Source organism: uncultured Streptococcus sp., from assembly GCF_963516575.1.
GTDB lineage: Bacteria > Bacillota > Bacilli > Lactobacillales > Streptococcaceae > Streptococcus.
In genome coordinates this window covers 22,706-48,425 of record NZ_CAUQCP010000009.1, presented here as the reverse complement: position 1 = coordinate 48,425, position 25,720 = coordinate 22,706, and the positions used below count along the sequence as shown (strand labels likewise).

The following is a 25,720-nucleotide window of genomic DNA, read 5'->3' as shown; positions in this document are numbered from 1 at the left end:
TTTTAAGAGTATTGTCATTGGTAAATTGATAGTATTTTATTAATGATAATAGGACACCAGATTTTCCCAATGCAAAGTCTATTTCCTCTAGAGTATCATAATTCTCTATTAATTTCTTAGCGGTGTCGTTTGCTAATTGTAGATAGTATTGATTTTTACTGATAGAAAATAAATGTAGGAGTAACCATAGATAGCCTGCATCACCAAATAGCAGTGAGTATTGATATTCATATGTGTGTGTCGTTCTAATTGTCACTGCCTTCTTGATGATGGAGAATATTTTAGAATCCAGTTCTGGGTGGTACAATTTATTTAGAGGAAACAATAGTCCAGCTATTCCGTGTTGGAATGATAAATTACTTACGAAATTTCCAAATTCTGTTGAAGAAGTGATTCTTCCTTCAGAATTTACAGTTTTATCTAGTAAAAATCGTAGAACACTATTACATTCTGTTTTGTAATCATATTTATGTTCCTCTATTTTTTTAATTTTGACTAAATTGTTTGTTTGACTTAAATTTAGTAGATATTGTAACCAAAATAGTTGCTCATCTGTGAGCTGACCTTGAGTATGTGATAGTTCTAGTAATTGTTCTATTTTGTTCAGTACAGTTATATGATATTTAGAGTCGCCTTTAAGAAATTTTAATGTTCCACTCGTAAATATAGAATATCCTAGCATACATAGAGCAAAATACACTTGTCCAATAGTACTTTGTTTTAAGTCTACATCAGGATTGACAAAAAAAGGTGTGTGTACATTACGTACAGTGGTCATGATAGGTTCTAAGTTTTCTAAGTCAATCAAAAAAACATCATCAGTTTTAGAAGAGTATAGAAAATTTGAAGGTGATAAGTCCCCGATTTTATATCCCTCAGAATGAATATCATTTAGAATATCAACTATTTTATTCATAATACCTATTCTCTTGTTTGTATCGATGTTTGACTGTTTCAAAAAATTAAGTAAGTCTACTCCATCTATAAAATCTTGAACTACGAAGTAATCATCTGAGATATAAAAATCTTCTATAAAGTACCCAGTATATGTCTTGGATTCAAATGATTGTAATAATAATGCTTCATTACGTAATTCATCGTTAGCATAATACTTACCCTCAAAATCATACGATAAGAATGGGCGGCACTGCTTAATAATGACTTTCTGGTGAGTTGAGCTTAGAGAGGCTCTATATACATTTCCTCTGTTGGATTTTTTTAGTATACACTCCATATTATAGTTTGTAATAGGGGTGTTTGATTGACTTTGAGTTTTAATATCAACTAAAAAATAATCTTCTAGCTCTTGATTTGTAAATAGAGGTTTAACATATGTAGGTAGAATTGGATAATTAAGCCTTTTATCTTCTACGAAATTGCCAGTATTATCTTTGATAAGATAAAGTAATTTTTTGTTTTGTTTATCATATCTTCTAATTTTTTTGAATGCTCCAAAGCGATAATGTACAGGAGAGTGGCGTCCACATTGAAAATCTGTCAGTATTCTAGGAGCTTTGAATTCTGCAAGAAGTGATACTAAGTCAAGAATAGCACTTCTTGCCTCTCCTGAACTATTATTGTAGATTGTAATAAATTTGTTTGCAGTTGGTGATATTTCTCGGGGAGAGTTAATCTTTTTTAGTCTATGAATATTCTTACAAACTTTAAAGCAGTATTGATGTTTAATTAGAAAAGGTAATAGTATACGGAATATTTTCTTATAATCTTTTAATTGGGTGCTAATATGAATTTTCCACCCTTGGTCTACCGTAAGATTCTGTTTTGCAATATAACACCAATCTTCATCTTCAGTATATACTATATTATTAGACAAAAGACTGTTTTTTATAAAATCCATACATTTCTCCTTACAAATAATACTCAATGAAAATCAAAGAGCAAACTAGGAAGCTAGCCGCAAGCTGTACTTGAGTACGGTAAGGCGACGCTGACGTGGTTTGAAGAGATTTTCGAAGAGTATAAAATAAGCCTCTTTCGACTGTTTTGCGGAAAGAGGCCTGTTATATATTAGTTATCCAGTGACGCTACAACTGACACCACATGTGATTTCACAAGACTCTAGCATATCTTGTTCGTTTGTATTTTCACTTGGTAGCATTTCGAGTTCGATTAGAGTGCTCATGTTTGACCCCCCATAATATTATTTACAGTTTTTGTCCGGTAAGGGTAGCTGTATGAACCTTAAGTGATATACATTGATTGAATAGGATCCTTTAGTTAGATTCAATCAATCTATAACACATCAATATAATAACTCTTTTAGGATGACTTGTCAAATATTAGTATATATTTTTAAATCTTGAATTGTCAAATTAAGTGTATACAATAGAATGAAATAAGAAATGAACAAATTGATTAGGAAAGTTAACTTAATTTCTAGAAATGTTTTAGCAACTATAGTGTACTATTCTAGCTTCAATAAACTATAGCTTTCCCGTAGCATACTTCATAAGATAAGGCGTTTTCCACTTAAGAAATTTTCGTGGTCGATTATTTAGAACCTGTATTCACAAAAAAATGTTAAACTAGGGTTATGACCCGCAAAGCATATGATACTGATTTAAACGATCAAGAATGGGCTAAGATTGAACCCTATTTCTCCAAACACTGCACCTATAAATGGCCGAAACGAGTACTTGTTAATGCGACTTTGTACGTCACTAAAACAGGTTGTCAATGATGCATGCTCCCTCACGACTTTCCTCTTTACCTAACGGTATGGAGTTTCTTTCGTCGTTCTATGAAGACAGGTTGGCTCCAGGTCAATGGCAAATGGTACTATGCCTATGGTTCAGGTGCCTTGGCAGTGAATACGACCGTAGATGGCTATTCTGTCAACTATAATGGCGAATGGATTCAATAATGAAAGAGGCGATTGCGAAGGAAACAATCGCTTTTTTTGTGAAAATATAATAAAATAGATAAGAAAGAATAAATACTTGTATGAAAAAATGAGACGGCTTTTTCGTCTAGTAAAAGGAAAACATGACAAAAAAAGTTGGTGTCGGTCAGGCACATAGTAAGATTATTTTAATAGGGGAGCATGCGGTCGTTTACAGTTATCCTGCCATTTCCCTGCCTCTTTTGGAGGTGGAGGTGACTTGTAAGGTAGTTCCCGCAGCGAGTCCTTGGCGTCTCTATGAGGAGGATACCTTGTCCATGGCAGTTTATGCTTCTCTGGAGTATTTGGATATCAAAGAAGCCTGCATTCGCTGTGAGATTGACTCGGCTATCCCTGAAAAACGGGGAATGGGTTCGTCAGCTGCTATCAGTATAGCGGCTATTCGTGCGGTATTTGACTACTATCAAGCCGACCTGCCTCATGATGTACTAGAAATCTTGGTCAATCGGGCGGAGATGATTGCCCATATGAATCCAAGTGGTTTGGATGCTAAGACATGTCTCAGTGACCAACCTATTCGCTTTATTAAGAATGTAGGATTTACAGAGCTTGAGATGGATTTATCTGCCTATTTGGTGATTGCCGACACGGGCGTTTATGGTCACACTCGTGAAGCCATCCAAGTGGTTCAAAGAAAGGGCAAGGATGCCCTGCCGTTTTTGCATGCCCTGGGAGAATTGACCCAGCAGGCAGAAGTTGCGATTTCACAAAAAGATGCTGAAGGATTGGGGCAAATCCTCAGTCAAGCGCATTTGCATTTAAAAGAAATTGGTGTTAGTAGCCCAGAGGCGGACCATCTGGTAGAAACGGCTCTTAGCCATGGTGCTCTGGGTGCCAAGATGAGTGGTGGTGGGCTAGGAGGCTGTATCATAGCCTTGGCAGACAGTTTGATAGACGCACAAGAACTGGCAGAAAGACTAGAAGAGAAAGGAGCTGTTCAGACATGGATAGAGAGCCTGTAACAGTACGTTCCTACGCAAATATTGCTATTATCAAATATTGGGGAAAGAAAAAAGAAAAAGAGATGGTGCCTGCTACTAGCAGTATTTCTTTGACTTTGGAAAATATGTACACGGAGACGACTTTGTCATCTCTACCGACGGATGCGACAGCTGATGCCTTTTACATCAATGGTCAGCTACAGAGTGAGGCGGAGCATGCCAAGATGAGCAAGATTATTGACCGTTACCGTCCAGAGGGTGAGGGCTTTATTCGAATTGATACTCAGAACAATATGCCTACCGCAGCGGGTCTGTCCTCGAGTTCTAGTGGTTTATCCGCCCTGGTCAAGGCTTGTAATGCTTATTTCAAGCTTGGATTGGATAGAAGTCAGTTAGCGCAGGAAGCGAAGTTTGCCTCAGGATCTTCCTCTCGGAGTTTTTATGGACCATTAGGTGCCTGGGACAAGGATAGCGGGGCAATTTACCCTGTCGAGACAGATCTGAAACTAGCTATGATGATGTTGGTGCTAGAAGACAAGAAAAAACCAATCTCTAGCCGTGACGGGATGAAACTTTGTGTGGAAACTTCGACGACTTTTGATGACTGGGTGAGTCAGTCTGAGAAAGACTATCAGGAGATGCTGGTTTATCTCAAAGAAAATGATTTTGCCAAGGTTGGGGAATTAACGGAGAAAAATGCCCTTGCTATGCACGCTACGACAAAAACAGCATCACCAGCCTTTTCTTACCTGACGGATGCAAGCTATGAAGCCATGGACTTTGTCCGCCAGCTTCGTGAGCAAGGGGAAGCCTGCTACTTTACTATGGATGCTGGTCCCAATGTCAAAGTCCTCTGTCAAGAGAAAGACTTGGAGCATTTATCAGAAATCTTCGGTCAACGTTATCGCTTGATTGTGTCAAAAACAAAGGATTTGAGCCAAGATGATTGCTGTTAAAACTTGCGGAAAACTCTATTGGGCAGGTGAATATGCTATTTTAGAGCCAGGGCAGTTAGCCTTGATAAAGGATATTCCTATCTATATGAGGGCTGAGATTGCTTTTTCTGACAGCTACCGTATCTATTCAGATATGTTTGATTTTACAGTTGATTTGGCGCCAAATCCTGATTATAGTTTGATTCAAGAAACGATTGCTTTAATGGAAGATTTCCTCGTTTATCGTGGGCAGACCTTGCGACCTTTTTCTTTGGAAATACGAGGAAAAATGGAAAGAGAAGGGAAAAAGTTTGGTCTGGGTTCTAGCGGTAGCGTCGTTGTTTTGGCCATCAAGGCTCTGCTAGCTCTGTATAAGCTTTCGGTTGATCAGGAGCTCTTGTTCAAGCTGGCTAGTGCTGTCTTGCTCAAGCGAGGAGACAATGGCTCTATGGGAGACCTTGCCTGTATTGTGGCAGAAGATTTGGTTCTCTACCAGTCATTTGATCGCCAGCAGGTAGCTGCTTGGTTGGAAGAAGAAAATTTGGCGACAGTTTTAGAGCGTGATTGGGGCTTTTCAATTTCGCAGGTGAAACCAACTTTAGAATGTGATTTCCTAGTGGGATGGACCAAGCAAGTAGCTGTATCGAGTGATATGGTCAAGCAAATCAAGCAGAATATAAATCAGAATTTTTTAAGTTCCTCAAAAGATACAGTGGCTACTTTGGTAGAAGCCTTGGAGCATGGGAAATCAGAAAAAATTATCGAGCAGGTAGAAAGAGCCAGCAAGCTCTTAGAAGGCTTGAGCGCAGATATTTACACGCCTTCGCTGAGACAGTTGAAAGAAAGCAGTCAAGATTTGCAAGCTGTTGCTAAGAGTAGCGGCGCTGGTGGTGGTGATTGTGGTATTGCCTTGAGTTTTGATGAGCAATCAACTGAAACCCTAAAAAACCGTTGGGCCGATCTGGGGATTGAGCTCTTATACCAAGAAAGGATAGGACATGACGACAAATCGTAAGGATGAGCATATCCGCTATGCCCTTGAGCAGAAAAGTTCCTATAATAGCTTTGATGAGGTGGAGTTGATTCATTCTTCCTTGCCTCTTTACGACCTGGATGAAATCAATCTGTCTACAGAGTTTGCTGGTCGAAAGTGGGACTTTCCTTTTTATATCAATGCCATGACAGGTGGGAGTGAAAAAGGTAAAGAAATCAATCAAAAACTAGCTCAGGTGGCGGAATCCTGTGGTATTTTATTTGTAACGGGTTCTTATAGCGCAGCCCTCAAAAATCCAGCAGATGACTCTTTTTCTGTCAGGTCTAGTCATCCAAATCTTCTCCTTGGTACTAATATTGGATTAGACAAACCTGTTGAGTTCGGTCTTCAGACTGTAGAAGAGATGAAACCTCTCCTCCTGCAGGTGCATGTTAATGTCATGCAGGAATTACTCATGCCAGAGGGAGAAAGGAAGTTCAGAAGCTGGCAATCGAATCTGGCAGACTATAGTAAGCAAATCCCCGTTCCGATTGTCCTCAAGGAAGTTGGCTTTGGAATGGATGTGAAGACCATCGAAAGAGCCTATGAACTGGGCGTTCGTACAGTGGACCTATCAGGTCGTGGTGGTACCAGCTTTGCCTATATTGAAAACCGTCGCAGTGGCCAGCGTGAGTACCTCAATCAATGGGGTCAGTCCACCATGCAGGCCCTTCTCAATGCCCAAGAATGGAAAGACAAGGTCGAACTCTTGGTCAGTGGAGGCGTTCGGAATCCGCTGGATATGATTAAGTGCTTGGTCTTTGGTGCCAAAGCCGTGGGACTGTCTCGAACAGTTCTGGAGTTGGTTGAAACCTATTCAGTTGAAGAAGTGATTGGTATTGTCCAAGGCTGGAAAGACGATCTGCGTTTGATTATGTGTGCTCTTAATTGTGCCACCATAGCAGATCTGCAAAAAGTAGACTATCTTCTTTATGGAAAATTAAAAGAAGCAAAAGATTAGATGAAAAAGGCGTAACCACCGCCTTTTTTCCATCCTCAGACCGAGGTGACTTTTTTGAATTGTGATAAAATAGAAGGGAGAGGATGCACCTATGAGAAAATTTAAAATCTTTTTATTTATCGAAGCATGTCTTTTGACAGGAGCTCTGATTTTGATGGTATCAGAGCATTTTTCGCGTTTTCTGCTGATTTTATTCCTCTTTTTGCTTTTGATTCGCTATTACACTGGTAAAGAGGGCAATAATCTTCTTTTAGTGGTGGCAACCATTCTCTTCTTTTTCATCGTCATGCTCAATCCCTTTGTGATTCTAGCTATTTTTGTTGCGGTCATCTATAGCCTCTTTCTTCTTTATCCGATGATGAACCAGGAAAAAGAGCAGACCAATTTGGTTTTTGAAGAGGTGGTAACGGTTAAGAAGGAGAAAAATCGTTGGTTTGGCAATCTCCATCATTTTTCAAGCTACCAGACTTGCAAGTTTGATGATATCAATCTCTTTCGTCTTATGGGCAAGGATACCATTCATTTGGAGAGGGTCATCCTAACCAATCACGATAATGTCATTATCCTCAGAAAGATGGTAGGCACGACCAAAATCATTGTGCCTGTAGATGTAGAAGTCAGTCTCAGCGTTAACTGTCTCTATGGTGATTTGACTTTTTTCAACCAGCCCAAGCGAGCTCTCCGAAATGAACACTATCATCAAGAAACAAGAGACTATCTTAAGAGTAACAAGAGTGTCAAAATTTTCTTGACCACTATGATTGGGGATGTGGAGGTGATCAGAGGATGAAAAAACAAGCCTATGTAATGATTGCTCTCACCTCCATCCTGTTTGTCTTATTTTTCTCTCACAGCTTATTGGAAATTCTTGATTTTGACTGGTCTATTTTCCTGCACGATGTCGAAAAAACAGAAAAATTTGTCTTTTTGTTGTTGGTGTTCAGCATGTCCATGACCTTTCTCTTAGCCCTGTTTTGGCGAGGTGTAGAAGAGCTTTCTCTAAGCAAAATGCAGGCTAATCTCAAGCGTTTATTGGCAGGGCAAGAAGTGGTTCAGCTTGCAGATCCAGATTTGGATGCCAGTTTCAAGTCCTTGTCAGGTAAACTTAACCTTCTGACAGAGGCTCTTCAAAAAGCTGAAAATCACAGTCTTGCTCAGGAAGAGGGAATCATCGAGAAAGAACGGAAGCGGATTGCTCGGGATTTGCACGATACCGTCAGTCAGGAGTTGTTTGCGGCTCACATGATTTTGTCAGGTGTCAGCCAGCAGGCTTTGAAATTGGATAGAGAAAAGATGCAGACCCAGTTGCAGAGTGTCACAGCTATTTTAGAAACAGCCCAGAAGGATTTGCGGGTTTTGCTCTTGCATTTGCGACCAGTTGAACTGGAGCAGAAGAGTCTGGTTGAGGGAATCCAAATCCTCTTAAAAGAGCTTGAGGACAAGAGTGATCTCAAGGTTGCTTTCAAGCAAAATGTAATGAAATTACCTAAGAAAATTGAGGAGCATATCTTCCGTATCCTGCAAGAGTTGATCAGCAATACCCTACGCCATGCCCAGGCATCTTGCTTAGATGTCTATCTCTATCAGACAGATGTTGAATTGCAGCTGAAAGTGGTGGACAATGGGATTGGTTTCCAGCTGGGGAGTCTAGACGACTTGAGTTATGGACTCCGCAATATCAAGGAGCGGGTTGAAGATATGGCAGGGACGGTTCAGTTATTAACAGCTCCCAAGCAAGGGCTGGCAGTTGATATCCGTATTCCCTTGATTGATAAGGAATGATAGAGGAGTAAAGATGAAAATTTTACTAGTAGATGATCATGAAATGGTTCGATTGGGCTTGAAAAGCTACTTTGACCTCCAAGACGATGTAGAAGTTGTGGGTGAGGCGGCAAACGGGTCTCAAGGTATTGACTTGGCCTTGGAATTACGTCCAGATGTCATTGTCATGGATATTGTCATGCCTGAGATGAATGGGATTGACGCGACCTTGGCCCTCCTCAAAGAATGGCCTGAAGCCAAGATTTTGATTGTGACTTCGTACTTGGACAATGAAAAAATCATGCCTGTCTTAAATGCAGGTGCTCGGGGCTATATGCTCAAGACTTCTAGTGCAGACGAACTACTCCATGCCGTCCGTAAGGTGGCTGATGGGGAGTTAGCCATTGAGCAAGAGGTCAGCAAGAAGGTCGAATACCACCGCAATCATATGGAACTTCATGAAGAATTGACTGCGCGTGAGCGAGATGTACTACAACTCATCGCCAAGGGCTACGAAAATCAGCGTATCGCAGACGAACTCTTTATCTCTCTCAAGACGGTCAAGACCCACGTGTCCAATATCCTAGCCAAACTTGAAGTCAGCGATCGTACCCAGGCTGCAGTCTATGCTTTTCAGCACCACTTAGTGGAGCATGAAGAGTTTTAGTAGTTATATAAAATAATGTTGGAGAAATGATTTGATTTAGTATCAAAGAAGCGAGTAAGTGCCTCTAGTGTGATAAAATATTTTTTTCACAATATTTTTATGTTATTTGTTGACATTCATTTTATAGGGGAGTAGAATAGAGTTATAAATAGATAAAATAATATATTGACTATAAAAAAGATTGATATAAACTCAAAAGGAGGTTAAAATCATTTCCCTGTAAATTATTAAAATAAGGTCACTAGAACGTTAAGAAATTTTGAAGAAAGGATTTTTGTCATGAAAAAATATATTACTTATGCAGTTTTATTACTTACTTCAGGAGCTTTGTTATCAACTACTTATGTAGTTAGTGCAGAAACTACAACGTCTACCACTAAAGTGACTACATCACAAGCAACTTCACAGTATACAAGCGAGAAAGAAGCAATTGATCAACTTGTTAAAGAAGGTAAAATTAAGGTTGAAGATGCAGAAAAAGTTAAGTTGGTAGGATTTTCTCCTAGAGAATTAACACAAGTAGAAGGCAATCAAGAAAAAATAGCATTTAATCAAAATAGAGATGATAAAGGAACCTGGATGAAAACAGATGGCCGCTGGTGGTTCAAATATACTTCAGGTGGGTATGCTAAACATTGGGAATTGTTAGATGAGAAATGGTATTATTTTGATGATCAAGGTTGGATGAAATCAAATGAGTGGATTAACCCAGATGGTAATTGGTACTATCTTTCAAATGATGGTTCCATACTAACTGATTATAATAGAGTTAATGGAAAACCTTATTTCTTTAGATCTAACGGTGTTTGCGTAGAAAATAAAGGTCAGGCAATTGCTGAATATGCAGAGACATTTGTAGATAAAATCCCATATATTGGGGGTTGGGCAGACTTGAATAAGGGTGTAGATTGCTCAGGATTTACATATGCCATATATAAAAATTTTGACATTGATTTAGGAACTGATACTAGATCTCAATTTAAGCAAGGAATTGATGTAACTGGTAGTGAAAAACCTGGAGATTTAATTTTCTTTAATAATCTTGCGCATGTGGGAATTAATATTGGCGGTAACCAAGTGGTTCACGCAAATTCTGAAAGAAAATTTGTAAACATAACTAACAATGAATACATTGGATCCATTGACGGAGCTAGACGAGTTTGGTAACAATAAAATTTAAATGTCATAAATAATTTGTTACTAATTGGAGGAAATGGCTATGAAAAAATATAAACTACTTACACTTGGTTTGCTTGCAGGTGCTGGTCTACTATTGTCTATCAATCAAGTACAGGCTGCAGATACTTGGGTTAAAAATGGTGCTGACTGGAATCTTTCACAAGATGGCAGTCTCGCTAAAAACAAATGGGTACAAAACGCTGGCTCTTGGTATCACTTCGATAGCACTGGTAATATGCAGACAGGCTGGCTCAAGGAAGGAAATACATGGTATTCACTAGCAGATAGTGGCGCTATGCGTACTGGCTGGTACAAGGAAGGTAGCACCTGGTACTCACTAGCAGATAGTGGCGCCATGCGTACAGGTTGGTACAAAGAAGGATCAACTTGGTACTACCTAAAAGACAGTGGCGCTATGGCAACAGGATGGACTACTGCAAATGGTCAATGGTCTTACTTTGAAAACTCAGGTGCTATGGTCGCAGATAGAGCTGTTCCAGCCAGTGATGGGGAAAGTTATGTCATTGGTAAGGATGGTTATATGTTAACCAGACTTCCAAGTGAAGTTGAACAAGATCCTTTTGATGATACAGTTATTACAGATATCGTTACTTTGTCTGATGGTTATGACTATCACCTTGTTCATAAGAAAGATGGAGTTGTTATCGAAAAGAATGCCTGGTATATCAAACCTATTGTTGAACGTTTTTCTTATCAAAAGATTGGCGATATAAAACTAAATACTTTAGATGCAATTACTGATAATAAAAAACCTGGGGAAGAAATTGATCCTAAAGCTGTCATAAAGAATTTCCAAAACTTACCAAATAAGTATTACTTTGGAGCAGATGGACGTAAGGTTGCGAATCTACCAGAATTCACTACTCACTTCCCTATTCAAAAAGTTGGATCTGAACTTTATCTTAGAAATTCAAGTCCAGTTATTAGTCTAGAATCATCTGGATTTACAATTAATGACAATAAACTTTATCTAAGAGATGTCAATGATCATAATGGTAAACTTGTAACTGGATATTTCACAATGTTTATGGACGGATTATTATATAAAGATCACCATATTTTGGGCTATGCAGATGAATCTGGTGAAATCGTGAAGATGAAAGTTTTGCCTAATGATTTCCGTGGTCATATTGAAAAAGGATTTTCCGGTTTTTATGGAGAAACTGTTCGATACGACGGTTCAACAGGCAATGTTTCTGTTGTGAAATAAGAAAAACGAATCGCCTAATGAGGGATGTGTGGGCGATTCGTTTTTTACTGTAATCAGCCATCACTAAACATCTTTTATAAAATTATATTCGAAACCTAAAGAAAACCAAGAAGAAACCATACTTCCAGCGTCATTGAAAAGCGCATTCATTACTTGAAAAAAGTCGTCCATTTATGTTATAATAGACTGTATTTAAAAAATTTTAAGGAGAAATGACAGAATGTCTGTATCATTTGAAAACAAAGAAACAAACCGTGGTGTCTTGACTTTCACTATCTCTCAAGACCAAATCAAACCAGAATTGGACCGTGTCTTCAACTCAGTGAAGAAATCTCTTAATGTTCCAGGTTTCCGTAAAGGTCACCTTCCACGTCCTATCTTCGACAAAAAATTTGGTGAAGAGTCACTTTACCAAGACGTTATGAATGCTCTTTTGCCAAATGCTTATGAAGCAGCTGTAAAAGAAGCTGGTCTTGAAGTCGTTGCTCAACCAAAAATTGACGTAACTTCAATGGAAAAAGGTCAAGACTGGGTTATCACTGCTGAAGTTGTTACAAAACCTGAAGTAAAATTGGGTGACTACAAAAACCTTGAAGTATCAGTTGATCTAGAAAAAGAAGTAACTGACGCTGACGTTGAAGAGCGTATCGAACGCGAACGTAACAACTTGGCTGAATTGGTTATCAAAGAAGCTGCTGCTGAAAACGGCGACACTGTTGTCATCGACTTTGTTGGTTCTATCGATGGTGTTGAATTTGATGGCGGAAAAGGTGAAAACTTCTCACTTGGACTTGGTTCAGGTCAATTCATCCCTGGTTTTGAAGACCAATTGGTAGGTCACTCAGCTGGTGAAACTGTTGATGTAGTTGTAACATTCCCAGAAGACTACCAAGCAGAAGACCTTGCAGGTAAAGAAGCTAAATTCGTAACAACTATCCACGAAGTAAAAGCTAAAGAAGTTCCAGCTCTTGACGATGAGCTTGCAAAAGACATCGACGAAGAAGTTGAAACACTTGCTGAATTGAAAGAAAAATACCGTAACGAATTGGTTGCTGCTAAAGAAGAAGCTTACAAAGATGCAGTTGAAGGTGCAGCAATCGATAAAGCTGTAGAAAACGCTGAAATCGTAGAACTTCCAGAAGAAATGATCCACGAAGAAGTTCACCGTTCAGTAAATGAATTCCTTGGAAACTTGCAACGTCAAGGTATCAATCCTGACATGTACTTCCAAATCACTGGAACTACTCAAGAAGACCTTCACAAACAATACGAGGGAGAAGCTGAGTCACGTACTAAGACTAACCTTGTTATCGAAGCAGTTGCCAAAGCTGAAGGATTTGATGCTTCAGAAGAAGAAATCCAAAAAGAAATCGAGCAACTAGCAACGGACTACAACATGGAAGTTGCTCAAGTACAAAGTTTGCTTTCAGCTGATATGTTGAAACACGATATCACAATCAAAAAAGCTGTTGAGTTGATTACAAGCACAGCAACAGTAAAATAATCTTAATAAAATAAAATCCCACCTGAATTGGTGGGTTTTCTTGTGCATTATTTTCCAAAAATCTCTTTGAGGTCTGCTTCTGTAATCCCAATCATGGCTGGGATGCTGTCCCAGTTTTCTTCGGTTAAGATGTAGGATGGTTCAGAAGCGCTTGATGTGGCAGTTTCAGAGACCGCTGGTTGCTTTTCTTCAATATTTTCAATTAAATCATTGAAGCGTTCAATCAGATAGGTTTTTCGGGCGGTTCCGATGTGCTGGGTAGCATAGTCGAAGGCCTGTAATTCACCTAGTAAGATGAGTTTGCTTTTGGCGCGTGTAATGGCTGTGTAGATGAGATTGCGCTCCAGCATACGCCTACTAGCACTAGTGATAGGTAGGATGACAACAGGGAACTCACTTCCCTGTGATTTATGGATACTCATAGCATAGGCCAGGAGAATCTTGTACCATTCGTTACGTGGGTAAGAGATCTCGTTGCCATCAAAATCAATGACAATCTCGTCTTGTTTCGACTCTGTGTATTTACCAGGAATCAGGTCTGTGATGGCTCCTAAATCTCCATTAAAGACATTGATTTCAGCATCGTTGACCAAATGAATGACCTTGTCGCCCTTACGATAGTGGCACTGGGGAGCTTCAAAACTGAGTTGATTTTTTTGTGGTGGATTGAGCAGATCTTGCATGAGCTGGTTGATGGCATCAATCCCTGCCGTCCCTCGGTACATGGGAGCCAGAACTTGGATATCACGGGCAGGAATACCACTTCTGAGGGCAGCGCCTAAGATCTTTTCAATGGTAGCAGGAATATGACCACTAGCAATTTCAAAGTAGGAACGATCTGCTTTTTTCTGGGTGAAATCAGCTGGCAAGATACCCTGTCGAATCTGACTAGCTAGGGTAACGATGGTTGATTCTTCGCTTTGCCGGTAAATTTTTTCCAAGCGAGTCTGAGGAATCAGGGGAATATGAAGCAGATCCGCTAGAACCTGTCCAGGGCTGACAGACGGTAGCTGATCGCTATCTCCCACGATGAGAATTTTACTGTTAGAAGAGATGTTGGAGAAGAGTTGATTGGCCAGCCAAGTATCCACCATGGAGAATTCATCTACGATGATAAAGTCGGCATCCAGATAATCTTCCAGATGACTGGTATCATCGTCACCTGTCATTCCCAAGTGGCGGTGTATGGTCGCGCTAGGCAGGCCTGTCAATTCATTCATGCGCCGAGCGGCTCGTCCAGTTGGAGCAGCAAGAAGAATGGGCAAATTGCTTTTTTTCCTGATGTCAAGTTCTTCTAAAAGGGCATAAACAGCGATGATACCATTGATAACAGTCGTCTTACCAGTACCAGGTCCACCTGTCAGGATAAAGACCTTGTTCTGGATAGCATCACAGATAGCTTGTTTTTGAATGCTATCATACTCAATCTCCAGATCTTCTTCGACAGTAGCGATATGTTTTTGAATGGTTTCTAGATCATGGCTCTTCTGTTTTCCTTTTTCAAGGATACGAACCAAGTGACTGCGGATGCCTTCCTCAGCGAAGAAGAGGCTGTTGTCAAAAATCTTGGTATCAATCTGCTGAACCTTGTCTTCTTCGATCAGGTAGGAGAGCTCTTGGGCAACTTGGCTGGGATCCAGTTCCACGGGACGAGAAGACTCAAGGAGAGTAAGGGTTTGTTCCAGCAAATCCCGTGCTTCAACATAGGTGTCCCCTGTTTCCATACAGGCCTGAAAAAGACTGTGAACTAGACCGGCGCGGAAACGTTCAGGAGCCTGACTTTCGATGCCTAGTTCTTCCGCTAATTGGTCAGCAATGGTAAAGCCCAAACCCTTGATATCCTCAACCAGCTGGTAGGGATAATTTTCAACCACATCAAGGGTTTCTTCCTTGTAAAAGTCTTGAATTTGAAAGGCTAGTTTATTGGGAATGCCGTAGTTGGCTAGTTTAGCCAAGACCATCTCCGTTCCGTAGTTGAGACGAAGAGTGGAGACGAAAGCCTCGCGATTTTTGGCAGAGAGTCCTGCAATGCCTTCTAGCTTTTCTGGGTGTTGCAGAATTTCGTCAATGGTATTGTCACCATAGGTATCCACTATTTTCTGAGCTGTCTTGAGACCAATTCCCTTGAAATGGCTACTTGAAAAGTATTTAACCAAGCCCTTGCTAGTTGGTTTTGCGCGTTCATAACGGCTGATTTGCAGTTGTTTCCCATACTTGGAGTGCTGGACAATTTGTCCCCAAAAAGTATAGTCTTCTCCCTCAATCACGTCAGCCATGGTACCCGTGACAATGATTTCAAAATCATCAAAATCCTCTGCGTCCGTATCGTCGATTTCTAGGAGGAGGATGCGATAAAAATTGCTGGGATTTTCAAAAATAATCCGTTCAATGGTTCCTGAAAAATAAACTTCCATAAAATTCCTTTGTATGAATAGGTGAGAGTTGGGGGTGTTTTTATTATAGTCAATAAACAATCACTTCTCACGATAGAAGAAGAGGCTGAGATTCTTGATTCTCGGCCTCTTAGGTCTCTTAAAATGTTCCGATACGGGTGATTGGCCAGAAGCGGAATTTAGCTTCCCCTGTGATATCTTTTGCTTTAAAGGTACCTACGTGGCGGCTGTCGCTCGAAACCAAGCGGTCGTCTCCGAGGAGAAGGTATTCTCCTTCTGGAACAGTAAAGCTAAAGTTGGTGTTGTAGTTGACATCGACTGTGAAGGCTTGGGCTTTTTCAGCAATACTTCTAAAGAAAGTTCCTTTATTTCCTTCAAACCCCTTGCCTGAATAGGTGCTTTGGAGTTTGTCATCCTTGAAGCGTTTGATGTAGTCAGCTAGGTAAGGTTCATCTGTCTCTTTGTCATTGATGTAAAGTTTATCATTTTCGTAACGGATGGTATCGCCAGGCATTCCGATCACGCGCTTGACGATGTCCTTATTGCCATCTTCCTCATGGGCCACCACGATATCAAAACGGTCAATAGGGAGGTGCTTGACAACAAAGAGGATTTCACCATCCGCCAGGGTAGGATCCATGGAATGCCCTTCTACTCGGACATTACTCCAAAAAAAGATACGGCTCAAAGCTAGTAATGACAGAATCAGGAGGAACAATCCCCACTCTTTTAAGAAATTTTTAAATGAATTCATAACTTACCTTTCTAAGCGTTTTTTCGCTTTTTCAGTATTTTTAAAGTGTAGCTTGGCGCAGAAGCTGAGTCCCTGCATACCATAGGCTTGCAAAATCTGGCTAGCCACCTTATCAGAAGCCGTTCCAGCTCCACTTGGAAGCTGATAACCCAGTTCTCGTCCTAGATTTTCAAGGTTTTCTAGAAAGAGATCACGCGCAATGATAGAAGAAACTGCGACAGCCAAGTATTTGCCCTCAGCCTTTTCTTCTAAGCTGATAGGGTTGCTGAAACGATTGGCCTCTCGTGCCAAGTACTTGTCATAATTTTTAGCACTGGTAAAGGCATCAACCACAATTTTCTCAGGCTGAATGCCTTTTTGAAGGAGGAGATAGATAGCCTGATTATGGAGGGCGACCTTAACCGAAACAGCGTTGTAGCGGTCTCCAATGACTTCGTTGTACTTGCTTGGTGAGAGAAGCAGTGCCTGGTGCTGGATTTTTTCTTTGAGGATAGGGGCAATCTGTCGGATTTTTTGGTCGGTCAGAGTCTTGGAATCTCCCACACCGAGATTTCGCAAGAAGTCATGCTGGTCAGGTGTGACAAATGAAGCCACAACTGCAAGTCCACCAAAGTAGGAACCATTTCCCACCTCATCTGTCCCAATTAAAGGAAGATTTTGTCCGCTGTTTTCCTCTACAACTTGATAGCCAAAGAAACTGGCGTACTTCTCAGCCCCTTCACCCTGAAGCAAGACCTTTCCAGAAGTATAGATAGAAACCGTTGCTTGAGGTAGTCTCAAAAAGTAGCGGATATAGGGATTATTGCTGGGAGCCAGACTAGTTTGGTAGTGTTCAAGAAAAGCCTGAATCTCCTTTTCACTTGGTGTGAGTGTTATACTTGCCATAGTTTCTATTGTACCATAAAAGCAGGCAAATTTGTAAAAACTGACAAAATTAGCGAATTTTGGTATAATATCGTGAGGTGAATTTTATGGCAAATCTAAATCGATTCAAATTTACATTCGGGAAAAAATCATTAACCTTGACAAGCGAACATGATAACCTCTTTATGGAGGAAATCGCTAAGGTTGCGACAGAAAAATACCAAGCAATTAAAGAACAAATGCCAAGTGCAGACGATGAAACAATCGCTCTTTTGTTGGCAGTCAACTGTTTGTCAACTCAACTCAGTCGTGAGATTGAATTTGACGATAAGGAGCAAGAGCTAGAAGAACTCCGTCACAAGCTCGTGACTTGCAAGCAAGAACAGAGCAAGATTGAGGATTCCTTATGATTTCACTCCTTCTTCTATTGGTCTTGGCTTGGGGATTTTATATCGGCTATCGGAGAGGCCTGCTCTTACAGGTCTATTACCTGATTTCAGCCATGGCATCGGCTTTTATGGCTGGCCAGTTTTACAAGGGGCTTGGAGAACAATTCCATTTATTACTCCCTTATGCAAATCCGCAGGAAGGTCAGGGGACTTTCTTTTTCCCATCGGATCAACTCTTTCAGCTGGATAAGGTCTTTTATGCAGGTATCGGCTACTTGCTTGTGTTTGGGATTGTCTATAGCATCGGTCGTTTGCTTGGTCTCCTTTTGCACTTACTTCCTAGTAAAAAACTGGGTGGCAAGTTGTTCCAAGTTTCAGCAGGTATCTTGTCCATGTTGGTGACCTTATTTGTCTTGCAAATGGCCTTGACCATCTTGGCGACCATCCCCATGGCAGCTATACAAAATCCTCTTGAAAAGAGTATTGTCGCAAAACATATTATCCAGAGCATACCAGTAACAACCAGTTGGCTCAAACAAATCTGGGTGACAAATTTAATCGGATAAAAAGGGCAGGAGTTTTCCTAGCCCTTTGTTTACAGATTTGACTAGAATCTATCAGAATGTAAAAAGCTAATACTCTTCGAAAATCTCTTCAAACCATGTCAGCTTCCATCTGCAACCTCAAAACAGTGTTTTGAGCAACCTGCGGCTAGCTTCCTAGTTTGCTCTTTGATTTTCATTGAGTATCATACACCTAGACATTCAAAGACAAGGAAATAACGATGAACAAGAAAATATTAGAAACATTAGAGTTCAATAAGGTCAAGGCCTTGTTTGAACCCCATTTGTTGACCGAGCAGGGCTTGGAGCAATTGAGACAGCTGGCTCCGACTGCCAAAGTAGATAAAATCAAACAGGCTTTTGCTGAGATGAAGGAAATGCAGGCTCTCTTTGTCGAGCAACCGCATTTTACTATTCTCGCAACTAAGGAAATTGCAGGAGTCTGCAAGCGGTTGGAGATGGGGGCAGACCTCAATATCGAGGAGTTCCTCCTCTTGAAGCGCGTGCTTCTTGCCAGCCGAGAACTGCAAAGTTTTTATTCCAATCTGGAAAATGTCAGCTTGGAAGAATTAGCCCTTTGGTTTGAGAAATTACATGATTTTCCGCAATTACAAGGAAATCTCCAAGCCTTTAATGATGCAGGTTTCATTGAAAATTTTGCCAGTGAAGAATTGGCTCGCATCCGTCGAAAAATCCATGATAGCGAGAGTCAGGTACGCGATGTCCTACAGGACCTGCTTAAGCAAAAAGGGCAGATGTTGACAGAAGGGATTATTGCCAGCAGGAATGGCCGTCAGGTTTTACCAGTCAAAAATACCTATCGCAATAAGATTGCAGGTGTCGTTCATGATATTTCTGCTAGTGGAAATACCGTCTATATCGAACCCCGTGAGGTGGTCAAACTGAGCGAAGAAATTGCTAGTTTGCGAGCAGATGAGCGCTATGAAATGCTTCGCATTCTCCAAGAAATCTCGGAGCGTGCCCGCCCTCATGCGGCTGAGATTGCTAATGATGCTTGGATTATCGGCCATCTGGACTTGATTCGTGCCAAGGTCCGCTTTATTCAAGAAAGACAAGCAGTCGTACCTCGGCTGTCAGAAAATAAAGAGATTCAACTGCTCCATGTCTGCCATCCTCTGGTCAAAAATGCCGTTGCAAATGATGTCCACTTTAGCCAAGATTTAACAGTCATTGTCATTACAGGTCCCAATACTGGTGGTAAGACCATCATGCTTAAAACTCTAGGCTTGACACAGGTTATGGCCCAGTCTGGTTTGCCGATTTTAGCAGATAAGGGAAGTCGTGTTGGTATTTTTGAAGAAATTTTTGCTGATATTGGCGATGAGCAGTCTATTGAACAGAGCTTGTCTACCTTCTCTAGCCACATGACCAATATTGTGGATATTCTTGGCAAGGTCAATCAACATTCACTCTTACTCTTGGATGAGTTGGGAGCTGGTACAGACCCCCAAGAGGGAGCCGCCCTTGCCATGGCTATTCTGGAGGACCTTCGCCTGCGTCAAGTCAAGACCATGGCTACTACCCACTATCCCGAACTCAAGGCCTATGGTATCGAGACAGCCTTTGTGCAAAATGCCAGCATGGAGTTTGATACTGCAACTCTTCGCCCGACCTATCGCTTTATGCAGGGTGTTCCTGGCCGAAGCAATGCCTTTGAAATTGCCAAACGTTTAGGACTATCTGAAGTTATCGTAGGAGATGCCAGTCAGCAGGTCGATCAGGACAATGACGTCAACCGAATCATTGAACAACTGGAAGAGCAGACGCTGGAAAGCCGTAAACGATTGGACAATATCCGTGAGGTGGAGCAAGAAAATCTCAAGATGAACCGTGCTCTCAAAAAACTTTACAACGAACTCAATCGTGAAAAGGAAACCGAACTTAATAAGGCGCGTGAACAAGCTAGTGAGATTGTAGACATGGCCCTCAGCGAGAGTGATCAGATTCTCAAAAATCTCCATAGTAAATCTCAACTCAAACCCCATGAAATCATTGAAGCCAAGGCCAAGTTGAAAAAATTGGCTCCTGAAAAAGTAGATTTGTCAAAAAACAAGGTCCTTCAAAAGGCTAAGAAAAAACGAGCTCCAAAGGTGGGAGATGATATCGTGGTGCTCAGTTACGGACAGCGTGGTACCTTGACCAGTCAACTCAAGGACGGTCGCTGGGAAGCCCAAGTTGGCTTGATTAAGATGACCTTAGAAGAGAGAGAGTTCGATCTTGTTCAAGCCCAGCAAGAAAAGCAAGTCAAGAAGAAACAAGTCAATGTTGTGAAACGGACTTCTGGTCGTGGCCCACAAGCCAGACTGGACCTTCGAGGCAAACGCTATGAAGAGGCCATGAATGAGTTAGATGCCTTTATCGACCAAGCCTTGCTTAATAATATGGCTCAAGTTGATATCATCCATGGTATTGGAACAGGTGTCATCCGTGAAGGTGTCACCAAATACCTACAAAGAAACAAGCATGTCAAGAGTTTCGGCTATGCCCCACAAAATGCTGGAGGCAGTGGTGCGACTATTGTGACATTTAAAGGATAAGAAAAGCCTGAGGAAATATGTGGTTCCTCAAGCTTTTTATTTTTCTAGCCTAGACATCTAAAGGTTGTCCAGTGTGATTGAGTTGTGTGACAGTAACAAAGAAATCCTCTCTCATTCGAGTCAGAAGTTGATTTGGATAGACCTTTTCAAAGTTATCAAGACTGGCAAAGATATGCTTAGCAAGTTCTAGACCTCTGACATCGTCTTGTCTGAGAAAATTATTAGCCCGTTCCATGGAAAGACTAATCATCTCTGTCATCTTGGTGCTCAGTAGAGGGAAAGTATTAATCACTTCCAAGGTTTTCACAGCTAAGCTCTCAGCCTTATCATAGTAGCCATTGACAGAGTAATGCTTGATAGCAGTTCTTAAGCAGGCAATATAGTAGTCAGCAGTACGGATTGAATGGTATTCAGTCTGTTTTTTTAGAGTATCTAATAAGTGGTAGAGTCTGTAATCTAAAAATTCGATTGAAAAGTGAGGCAGGATAGATGAAAAGATATTCACTTCAATTTTATTCCAATCATCCAATTCACTAAGATAGTTCTTGATATATTCTAGTTCTTGATAATCTTTTGGAGTCAGAAAAGAATCGCCGATGATGTTTGCGATAGCAAATTTATTGACTACACGATTGGCAATCACATAGTGTTCAGCTATTCCAGGATTTTTCAAGGGTTGATTAATCAAGCTAAGGATCTTTTTAAATTCACGCTTATAGGCCAAATCAGCAACTTGAGCCTGCAATTTATGAAATTCCGTTGGGAACATCTGTGTTTTGAGACTATCAAAGGTCTCTTTATCAATTCCAATATTAGACAGAATCTCTTCAAATTTTTGAATGGTTATCCGAGATTTCCCTTGCTCAAACTGACGTAAAAAATGAGGAGTCACTGTAGTCCCAGCAGCTTCCTTTTGTGTAAACCCTCTTTCCTCACGGATGGCCTTATAGACTAAACCATAAATACTTTCATCTTGCATCCTAAATCTCCTCAAGTCCTTTTTTTCATTCTATCATAATTCTACCAGTTTTTAAGGGAATTTTTAGAAAAAAGTAATTATAGTTACGCTTTTTCCGGGGGGGGGGGAATTGTTCAATAAAGGTAAATATAAATACGCTTTTCGTAAATAAGGTAAATAGCATGCTATACTGTAACCGTAAACAATAAAAATTTAAAGGAGATTTTTGATGATGAAGTCAAAAACAGTTTTAGTAACCAGCCTAGTGACTGCAACATTTGGATTGGTCTCTCTTGTGGACACAGCAGGAGTTCTATTTTTTTCAGCACAAACGGTGCAGGCTGACACAACTCAGGCTTCTCTTGATGTAAAAGCAGAGGTGCTTGGGGATAAGCATCTTGTCTTAAAAATTAAGGCGACTTCTTTTTTGGAAGAGCCTGAAGATATCGTTCCCACGTTATTTAGTGCCGATACACATGAACAAGTTTGGGACTATAGAGGTCCAGAATTTGGTGAAGTGAGCAAAGAGAAAGGGCTTGAGAAAGATTTTTATTATGTACCTTCTAAGCATGTAAGTGTTAATAAGTTTGAAAAGTTACCAGATGGGAAGTATTACTTTGAATTTCGCCATCAGTATCTAAGGGGTCAAAAGTTTTTAGGAAGGTCAAATCTTATTACTGTTAAAGATGGAAAATATGTAAAAGATGAAGCAAGTTTAACTACACAGCCAGCAGAGAGTTCTAAGGTAGCAGAGAGTTCTAAGCCAGTAGAGAATTCTAAACTGGTTGATAATGCACAAGCTGTAGAAAGTACAAGATCAGTTGGAAATTCTAAAACTAATCAAAGTCCAAAATCAACTTCTAATAGGGTTCAATCTGGTTGGTCAGGTTCATCCTACTACCAGAATGGCACTAAAGTCACTAGTAAGTGGATTTTCGATAAAAACTATAATTCCTACTTCTACCTAGATGCTTCAGGTAACTTTGTCCAAAATTCTTGGGTAGGAAACTATTACCTTAAATCAGGTGGTTACATGGCTAAGAGTGAGTGGATTTTTGATAAGAACTATGGTGCCTACTATTATCTAACGTCTGAGGGAAGCTATTCTTACAGTACTTGGGTTGATAGTTATTATGTTAAATCAAATGGTAAGATGGCTACAAAAGAGTGGATTTTTGATAAGAACTATGATTCATACTACTACTTAACATCAGAAGGAAGCTATGCTCGTAACACATGGGTAGGTGACTACTATCTCAAATCAAATGGTAAGATGGCAGTCAACGAACGTACCCCAGATGGTTATCAAGTGGATGAATCAGGTAAGTGGATTAAATAAAAAACTATAACATGGAGGAAAATAACATGAACAAAAAGAAATTATTAGTATGTGCTTTGGCACTTTCAACAGTCGGAGTATTGTCAACAATTGACACAGCAGGAGTTCTCCCTTTTTCAGCACAAACAGTGCATGCAGAAATTACCAAAATTGAAAATCATAAGGTGGACTATAAAATTACACCAGGTTCAGAAAATAAAAGTATCTATGTGGATATGACTGTTGAAAATGTACCTGTAAAATATTCTGTATATATATATGCAGATATTGTAAATGCAAAGACAGGTCAAATCCCTAGAAAAGATACTTTCAATCAAGGAGTTGATAAATCATCTGTTCCGATTACAAAGCAAGATTGGACTAATTTTGCAAATGTTCCAGATGGTGAATATTACTTACAATTTCATGGAGAAAGTAAAGAAGGAGATACCTTGCATAAGTTTAGTGGTAGATCAGCAACATTCACTGTTAAAGATCAAAAATATGTCAATCCTCTAGACTCTTCAACTCCTAAAGAAACAGAAAAACCAAAACCAACTGAAGCTCCAAAACAAGCTACTAACTCTACCTCAGGTCAAACTGGATGGTCAGGTTCTTCTTACTATCAAGCTGGTGTGAAAGTAGTGAATCAATGGATTTTTGATGTTCAGTACAATTCTTACTTCTACTTAAATGCTTCAGGTAACTTTGTTCAGAATGCTTGGGCTGGAAGTTATTACCTCAAGTCAGGTGGCTATATGGCTAAGAGCGAGTGGATTTATGACAATAACTATCAATCATACTATTACTTGACAGCAGAGGGTAGCTATGCACGTAATACCTGGGCTGGAAGTTACTACCTTAAATCAGATGGTAAAATGGCTAAGAGTGAGTGGATCTATGATAGTAGCTACAGTTCTTACTATTACCTAACATCAGAAGGAAGCTATGCTCGTAATACATGGGTAGGTGACTACTACCTCAAATCAGATGGTAAGATGGCAGTCAACGAACGTACCCCAGATGGTTACCAAGTAGATAGTTCAGGTAAGTGGGTTAAATAAAATAAAAATAGTGAAAGGAATTAGCACAGGCTGGTTCCTTTCTCTTAGATAAGGGAGTAATATGAAAAAGTTTTTATTAGCCACAACACTTTTACTGATACTAGTTCTAGGAGGCTGTCAGTATCTACCTTGGAACAAAACTATTGAACCAGTATCCGAGGAAGTAGCAAGTCCAGAGATAGATTACAGTTACTATAATAAAGTTTTGGATGACTATGAAAAAGTAGCGAAAGGCACCTTGCCAACAGGTATGGATGTCAATCCTCTGGCTAGTCAAGTGAAGTCTTCTCAAGGTTTTTACACAGATGTAGTTTACCACAAGACAGATTTGAATAACGACGGAGTAGATGAACTCTTGCTTGCTCTTGAAATGAAGAGTGGCGAAAAGAGTTTGCTTGATATCCGTACGCTGAAAGACGAAAAGGTGATTCGTTTGACCAATCAAGAAAATCGTTTAGACCAGATTGGTGAAAGAATGACAGTCGGTATCTTGCCAGATAATTCTCTGCTCTATCGTGGGGCTGGTACAGCAACGAGTCACATCTATGCTCACTACCAATTTAGTGAAGATGGGCAGTCTTTGGTAAAGGCTAAGGAAGCTCAAGAACTAGCGGATCTTGGGGTCGGTTCGCCCATTTCTCTAGAGACTCTGAGTTGGAAGTCAGTTTCAGATAAGCTTCCTAGCGGGAGCAGTGCAGACAAAGGGACAGAGAAAACTAAACCAACCGTAGATTACAGTCCTTATAATAGTATTTTGAAGGATTATGAATTTATTTTAGACCATAAGTCAGAGGTAAAGGATACTATCAATCTAACTGCTAATATCTATGCAGGGATGGCAGAACGCAGTCAAGCCTTTACCTATGCAATGGTTGATATGGATAAAAATGGCATTGATGAATTGATTGTCTCTTCGAAAAATGGTAGTGAGATTTTAGATATTTTTACACTCAAAGATCAGAAAGTTATTCGCCTCACCAATGCTGAAAATAAAATGCAGATGCTTGGAACACGCTTTAAGGCCTATCTCCTAGAGGATGGGAAGCTTTATACCCAGTGGAATCCGTTCGCAGGAGATCCACAGACCATTCATACCATTTGGAAATTGAACAGTAGTGGGGACAAACTAGAGAAGGTTAAAGAAGCCAAGACAGAGGATGAAATCAGTCCTGGTGCTCGAATGAATCTATCTAGTCTGACTTGGAAATCTGTAACAGAAAAATTTGCTGCAATAGCCTCTTCATCAAATCAAAATACTTCTGGGAAAATGGACATTAATGCCATAAAAAATGGGGATTTTTCTAGTATTGAGGGAAAATGGAGTAATGGTTACGGAGGAGAAGACTTAGTCTTTAGTAAAGATGACTTGATAGCGCCAGAGGGATTTAAAGTTGACCTTGCAGAATCAGAATTTGTAAATGGTTTTTTACGAGCTCGCTACTCAGGTCCATCTTTTGGAGTCTTTATTCAATTCATACCAGCAGGTGTTAGAATACCTGATGAGACATCAATGGATGGATTAATATCAGACGCTTCGGATATTAGTAAAGATAGAATTCTCTATCGTGCTTCATTTCCAGTACATAATAATCCAGAACAATTCTTATATCGTGTAGACTAGGAGTGAAACAGATTCATTTAATTAACAGCACCTCACGCACATGGGAATGCTCAATCTTTTTCTACAGAGTCAAATAAGATTTTCCCAAAACACATTGACAAAA

Annotated in this window: 21 protein-coding genes and 1 pseudogene; 17 read left to right on the top strand and 5 right to left on the bottom strand. The window is 40.2% G+C overall.

Annotation, left to right across the window (positions count from 1 at the left end; genetic code table 11):
• Positions 1 to 1,858, bottom strand: a 1,858-nt coding sequence (locus RWM06_RS02780; protein ID WP_313970031.1) for a lanthionine synthetase LanC family protein, incomplete at its 3' end; no start/stop codon positions are given.
• A 903-nt stretch (positions 1,859 to 2,761) separates the two neighbouring features.
• On the opposite strand from RWM06_RS02780, the pseudogene RWM06_RS02775 reads away from it, so the two are divergent.
• The 11 genes and pseudogenes from RWM06_RS02775 to tig form a co-directional block, all read left to right on the top strand.
• A pseudogene (locus RWM06_RS02775) lies at positions 2,762 to 2,884 on the top strand (N-acetylmuramoyl-L-alanine amidase family protein); the annotation flags it as partial.
• Positions 2,885 to 3,006: 122 nt separating this feature from the next.
• Positions 3,007 to 3,885, top strand: coding sequence for a mevalonate kinase (gene mvk / locus RWM06_RS02770; protein WP_313970030.1), 879 nt, complete (start codon positions 3,007 to 3,009; stop codon positions 3,883 to 3,885).
• Positions 3,867 to 4,820: a diphosphomevalonate decarboxylase gene (gene mvaD / locus RWM06_RS02765; protein ID WP_313970029.1), complete on the top strand. Its 954-nt coding sequence runs from the start codon at positions 3,867 to 3,869 to the stop codon at positions 4,818 to 4,820. The genes mvk and mvaD overlap by 19 nt, the downstream gene beginning before the upstream one ends.
• Positions 4,807 to 5,814: a phosphomevalonate kinase gene (locus tag RWM06_RS02760; protein ID WP_313970028.1), complete on the top strand. Its 1,008-nt coding sequence runs from the start codon at positions 4,807 to 4,809 to the stop codon at positions 5,812 to 5,814. Before mvaD ends, RWM06_RS02760 begins: the two co-directional genes overlap by 14 nt.
• Positions 5,798 to 6,793: a type 2 isopentenyl-diphosphate Delta-isomerase gene (fni, locus tag RWM06_RS02755; protein WP_313970027.1), complete on the top strand. Its 996-nt coding sequence runs from the start codon at positions 5,798 to 5,800 to the stop codon at positions 6,791 to 6,793. Before RWM06_RS02760 ends, fni begins: the two co-directional genes overlap by 17 nt.
• Before the next feature lie 91 nt (positions 6,794 to 6,884).
• The gene (gene liaF / locus RWM06_RS02750) at positions 6,885 to 7,583 is read left to right on the top strand and encodes a cell wall-active antibiotics response protein LiaF (RefSeq protein ID WP_125456012.1); all 699 of its coding nucleotides are present in this window, start codon (positions 6,885 to 6,887) and stop codon (positions 7,581 to 7,583) included.
• On the top strand, positions 7,580 to 8,575 hold the full coding sequence (locus RWM06_RS02745; protein ID WP_313970026.1) for a sensor histidine kinase: 996 nt from the start codon (positions 7,580 to 7,582) through the stop codon (positions 8,573 to 8,575). Before liaF ends, RWM06_RS02745 begins: the two co-directional genes overlap by 4 nt.
• Positions 8,576 to 8,588: 13 nt before the next feature.
• A complete protein-coding gene (locus tag RWM06_RS02740; RefSeq protein WP_313970025.1) occupies positions 8,589 to 9,221 on the top strand; it encodes a response regulator transcription factor in 633 nt (210 codons plus the stop codon).
• 279 nt (positions 9,222 to 9,500) lie between these two features.
• Positions 9,501 to 10,388 carry an NlpC/P60 family protein gene (locus RWM06_RS02735; RefSeq protein ID WP_313970024.1) on the top strand — a complete coding sequence of 296 codons (888 nt, stop codon included), beginning with the start codon at positions 9,501 to 9,503 and terminating at the stop codon, positions 10,386 to 10,388.
• Positions 10,389 to 10,440: 52 nt separating this feature from the next.
• Entirely contained in the window at positions 10,441 to 11,631 is a 1,191-nt protein-coding gene (locus tag RWM06_RS02730; RefSeq protein WP_313970023.1) for an N-acetylmuramoyl-L-alanine amidase family protein, read from the top strand.
• A gap of 220 nt (positions 11,632 to 11,851) precedes the next feature.
• Complete coding sequence (gene tig / locus RWM06_RS02725) at positions 11,852 to 13,135, top strand: trigger factor (RefSeq protein WP_313970022.1); 1,284 nt, start codon at positions 11,852 to 11,854, stop codon at positions 13,133 to 13,135.
• Between the two features lie 47 nt (positions 13,136 to 13,182).
• Here tig and RWM06_RS02720 read toward each other — a convergent pair whose 3' ends face one another.
• The 3 genes from RWM06_RS02720 to rnhC form a co-directional block, all read right to left on the bottom strand.
• Positions 13,183 to 15,549, bottom strand: a complete 2,367-nt coding sequence (locus RWM06_RS02720) for an ATP-dependent RecD-like DNA helicase (protein ID WP_313970021.1) — start codon at positions 15,547 to 15,549, stop codon at positions 13,183 to 13,185.
• Positions 15,550 to 15,667: 118 nt separating this feature from the next.
• Positions 15,668 to 16,282 (bottom strand): signal peptidase I, encoded by a 615-nt coding sequence (gene lepB / locus RWM06_RS02715; RefSeq protein ID WP_004245100.1) that lies wholly within the window; start codon positions 16,280 to 16,282, stop codon positions 15,668 to 15,670.
• Positions 16,283 to 16,285: 3 nt separating this feature from the next.
• Entirely contained in the window at positions 16,286 to 17,167 is an 882-nt protein-coding gene (gene rnhC, locus RWM06_RS02710) for a ribonuclease HIII (protein WP_313970020.1), read from the bottom strand.
• 86 nt (positions 17,168 to 17,253) lie between these two features.
• On the opposite strand from rnhC, the gene zapA reads away from it, so the two are divergent.
• The 3 genes from zapA (at position 17,254) to RWM06_RS02695 (ending at position 20,656) form a co-directional block, all read left to right on the top strand.
• Entirely contained in the window at positions 17,254 to 17,556 is a 303-nt protein-coding gene (gene zapA / locus RWM06_RS02705) for a cell division protein ZapA (protein ID WP_000002019.1), read from the top strand.
• Positions 17,553 to 18,101 (top strand): CvpA family protein, encoded by a 549-nt coding sequence (locus tag RWM06_RS02700; RefSeq protein WP_000624511.1) that lies wholly within the window; start codon positions 17,553 to 17,555, stop codon positions 18,099 to 18,101. Before zapA ends, RWM06_RS02700 begins: the two co-directional genes overlap by 4 nt.
• A 218-nt stretch (positions 18,102 to 18,319) precedes the next feature.
• Positions 18,320 to 20,656 carry an endonuclease MutS2 gene (locus tag RWM06_RS02695; protein WP_313970019.1) on the top strand — a complete coding sequence of 779 codons (2,337 nt, stop codon included), beginning with the start codon at positions 18,320 to 18,322 and terminating at the stop codon, positions 20,654 to 20,656.
• 49 nt (positions 20,657 to 20,705) lie between these two features.
• Here RWM06_RS02695 and RWM06_RS02690 read toward each other — a convergent pair whose 3' ends face one another.
• Entirely contained in the window at positions 20,706 to 21,635 is a 930-nt protein-coding gene (locus RWM06_RS02690; protein ID WP_313970018.1) for a helix-turn-helix transcriptional regulator, read from the bottom strand.
• Between the two features lie 208 nt (positions 21,636 to 21,843).
• On the opposite strand from RWM06_RS02690, the gene RWM06_RS02685 reads away from it, so the two are divergent.
• The 3 genes from RWM06_RS02685 (at position 21,844) to RWM06_RS02675 (ending at position 25,617) form a co-directional block, all read left to right on the top strand.
• Positions 21,844 to 22,953, top strand: coding sequence for an endo-beta-N-acetylglucosaminidase (locus tag RWM06_RS02685; protein WP_313970017.1), 1,110 nt, complete (start codon positions 21,844 to 21,846; stop codon positions 22,951 to 22,953).
• 26 nt (positions 22,954 to 22,979) lie between these two features.
• Complete coding sequence (locus RWM06_RS02680; RefSeq protein WP_313970016.1) at positions 22,980 to 23,996, top strand: endo-beta-N-acetylglucosaminidase; 1,017 nt, start codon at positions 22,980 to 22,982, stop codon at positions 23,994 to 23,996.
• A 61-nt stretch (positions 23,997 to 24,057) separates the two neighbouring features.
• Entirely contained in the window at positions 24,058 to 25,617 is a 1,560-nt protein-coding gene (locus RWM06_RS02675) for a DUF6287 domain-containing protein (protein ID WP_313970015.1), read from the top strand.
• Positions 25,618 to 25,720 lie beyond the last annotated feature (103 nt).